The sequence below is a fragment of the Actinosynnema sp. genome, assembly GCF_052038725.1.
Genome location: NZ_JBQGCX010001333.1, coordinates 1 through 3376, shown reverse-complemented (window position 1 = coordinate 3376; position 3376 = coordinate 1). Strand labels below are relative to the sequence as shown.

Here is a 3376-nt window from a genome sequence, read left to right as displayed (position 1 = left end):
GACCGTCGCCGATGTCCTCGATGTAGGCGAACTGGGCGCGCCAGTCCAGCGAGGAGTTCTCGGCGCTGGACACCAGCCGCATGGCGATGTCCTTCTTCGCCGGGGTGGCCAGGTCCGAGCGGCCGGGGACCTGGGAGGTGGTGGTCGTGGTCGGGTTCGTGCCGCCGCCGGGCGTGGTCCACCGCTGGTACGGGCTCCACGCGTCGCAGGTCCAGACCTGCAGGCGGGTGCCGTCGGCGGTGTTGCCCGCGGGCACGTCGACGCACTTGCCGCTGCCCTGGCCGACGATGCGGCCGGTCTGGTCGACGGTCCACCGCTGCTCGGGGACGTTGGCGCAGTCCCAGATCTGCAGGAGCGCGCCGTCGTGCCTGCCGTCGTCGACCACGTCGAGGCACTTGCCCAGCGCCTTGATCGTCTTGGCGCCGGTGTCCACGGTCCAGGACTGGGCGCTCGTGCCGTTGCAGGTGTGGAGCTGCACGGCCGTGCCGTTGGCGCTGCTCGCCCCGGCCACGTCCAGGCACTTGCCGCCGAGGCCGACCACCGGGCCGGTGAAGCCGTCGGCGGTGGCGGGCTGGACGACGAGGAAGGCGGCGCCGACGACGGCCGCGGCCGACAGGCCCGCGCCTGCGGCGAGCCTGGGTTTCACTCTGCTCACAACGGGTTCCACTCTGTGCAGGGGCACCTCGCGCGCACCGGGGTGCTTCGGGACCGCCGCAGGGGTAGGCGGGTGGTGCTCAGGGTGGTTTCCGGGCGCGCTGGTGCGTGTGGGCAGTTTGCCCGGCCGAGTCTGCGCGCGAGGGCGGACCGGGGGCAACCCCTGTCATGCGAATCGCGCGGCGCCCGGTGGCCGGAGGGGCTGGGGTCCGTTCATCACGTGCGCGCCGCGCCCAGCCGGTACGGTCGAGCGGTGAGCAGACTGTACGACTTCACGGCGGCGTTCTGGGCGTCCGTGGAGGGTGCGCCCCGGCCCCGGATCGACGTCCTGCTGGTGGAGGACGACCCCGGCGACGCGCTGCTGGTGGCGGAGGCGCTGGCGGACCGCCCGGTGGAGCTGCACGTGGTGCGCGACGGCGGTGAGGCGCTGGGGTTCCTGCTGCGCAGCGGTCGGTACAGCCGGGCCCCGAAGCCGAACCTGGTGCTGCTGGACCTGAACCTGCCGGGCCTGTCCGGGCACGAGGTGCTGGAGCAGATCAAGGCCGACCCCGGTCTGCGGTCGCTGCCGGTGGTGGTGTTCACCTCGTCCGCCGCCGAGGCGGACCTGGTGGCCAGCTACCGGTTGCGCGCGAACGCCTACGTGCGCAAGCCGCTGACGGCGGACAGCTTCACCGAGGTCGTGCACCGGATCGACGAGTTCTTCGGCTCGGTGGCCCGCCTGCCCAGCTGAGCCGGTTCGCCCGCACGGCTTTTGCGGGGCGCGCACAACACCTCCGGGCACTTTTAGCACCTCGGCCACTATCACCGGTCGGAGCGCTGCTGGTTCGCTGTGGTGATCGGCCACCGGGCCGCCCGCCCCCTCGGCGGACGCCCCGGTGCGCACCCAGCGCCAGGGAGGACTTGCGACGATGCGTCCGGACCCGAGCAGCTTGACCCGGCGGGCACTGCTGGCGGCCGGTGGCGGGGCCGCCGCCGGATCAGCGTTGGGAGCACTGGGTTTCGCGGAAGCCGCCGCCGCTCCCTCGGCGAGCGCGGACGCCGACGCGATCGTCGTCGGCGGCGGGCTCGCCGGTCTCGTGGCGACCTCGGAGCTCGCGGCGGCGGGCCGGAAGGTGCTGCTGCTGGACCAGGAGCCGGAGGCGAGCCTGGGCGGTCAGGCGTTCTGGTCGCTGGGCGGGCTGTTCTTCGTCGACTCGACCGAGCAGCGCCTGGCGGGCATCAAGGACTCGCTGGACCTGGCCCGCGCGGACTGGTTCAACACCGCCGGGTTCGACCGGGGTGTGAACGACCCGCTGGGCGAGGACCACTGGGCGGCCAAGTGGGCGAACGCGTACCTGGAGTTCGCGTCCGGGGAGAAGCGGTCGTGGCTGGCGGGGCTGGGCGTGTCGTGGGTGCCGATCGTCGGCTGGGCCGAGCGCGGCGGGCAGCTCGCGGACGGGCCGGGCAACTCGGTGCCGCGCTTCCACATCACCCTCGGCACCGGCCCCGGCGTGATGGAGCCGTTCGAGAAGCTGGTGCGCCAGCACGCGGAGCGCGGGCGGGTGTCGTTCCGGTTCCGGCACCGGGTGGACGCGCTGGTCACCACGAACGGCGCGGTCACCGGCGTGCGCGGGGCCGTGCTGGAGGCGAGCGGCGCGGCGCGCGGGACGCCCAGCTCCCGCAAGCAGGTCGGGGACTTCGAGCTGCGCGCGCCGGTCGTGGTCGTCACCTCCGGCGGCATCGGCGGCAACCTGGACCTGGTGCGCGCCAACTGGCCCGCGCGGCTGGGGACGCCGCCCGCGCGGATGGTCACCGGCGTGCCCGCGCACGTGGACGGGCGGATGCTGGCGATCAGCCAGTCGGCCGGGGCGCGGCTGGTCAACCGGGACCGGATGTGGCACTACACCGAGGGTCTGGCCAACCACTCCCCCATCTGGCCGGGGCACGGAATCCGGGTGCTGGCCGCGCCGTCGTCGCTGTGGCTGGACGGCAACGGCCGCCGGTTCCCGCTGCCGGGGGTGCCCAGCTACGACACGCTCGGCACGCTGGAGCTGATCGCGCGCTCCGGGCACGACCACTCGTGGTTCGTGCTGAACAAGCGGATCATCGACAAGGAGTTCGTGCTGTCCGGGTCGGAGCAGAACCCGGAGCTGACCCGCAAGGACCTGCTCGGGTACCTGGCGAGCAGGCTGCTCAACAGCACCCCGCCGCCGGTCAAGGCGTTCATGGACCGGGGCGCGGACTTCGTCGTCGCGAGCTCGCTGCCGGACCTGGTGGCCGGGATGAACCGGCTGACCGGGTCGAACCGGGTGCGGCTGGAGGACCTGCGGGCGCAGATCGAGGTGCGGGACCGGCAGGTGGACAACCCGTTCACCAAGGACAACCAGGTGATGGGCATCCGGAACTCGCTGGCGTACGTGGGCGACAGCCTGGCCAGGACCGCGCCGCTGCACAAGATCCTGGACCCGGCGGCCGGGCCGCTCATCGCGATCCGGATGAACGTCCTCACGCGCAAGACGCTGGGCGGGTTGCAGACGGACCTGTCCGGGCGGGTGCTCGGCGCGAACGGGCAGCCGGTGCGGGGGCTGTACGCGGCGGGCGAGGTCGCCGGGTTCGGCGGCGGCGGGGTGCACGGGTACCGCGCGCTGGAGGGCACCTTCCTGGGCGGGTGCCTGTTCTCCGGGCGGCAGGCCGGTCGGGCCGCCGCGGCGGAGTCCGCCTGAGGCTCGGGGCCGGTCCGGGG

3 protein-coding genes are annotated in these 3376 nt (G+C 73.6%); 2 read left to right on the top strand and 1 reads right to left on the bottom strand.

What is annotated here, in order from left to right; all coding sequences use genetic code 11:
* Positions 1 to 655 (bottom strand): ricin-type beta-trefoil lectin domain protein (locus ACTUAL_RS28160; protein ID WP_440902357.1); only part of this gene is annotated, 655 nt, incomplete at its 3' end.
* A 294-nt stretch (positions 656 to 949) separates the two neighbouring features.
* Here ACTUAL_RS28160 and ACTUAL_RS28155 point away from each other — a divergent pair.
* On the top strand, positions 950 to 1384 hold the full coding sequence (locus ACTUAL_RS28155) for a response regulator (RefSeq protein WP_096497915.1): 435 nt from the start codon (positions 950 to 952) through the stop codon (positions 1382 to 1384).
* A 178-nt stretch (positions 1385 to 1562) separates the two neighbouring features.
* Entirely contained in the window at positions 1563 to 3356 is a 1794-nt protein-coding gene (locus ACTUAL_RS28150; RefSeq protein WP_440902356.1) for an FAD-binding dehydrogenase, read from the top strand.
* The last annotated feature ends 20 nt before the right edge of the window (positions 3357 to 3376 follow it).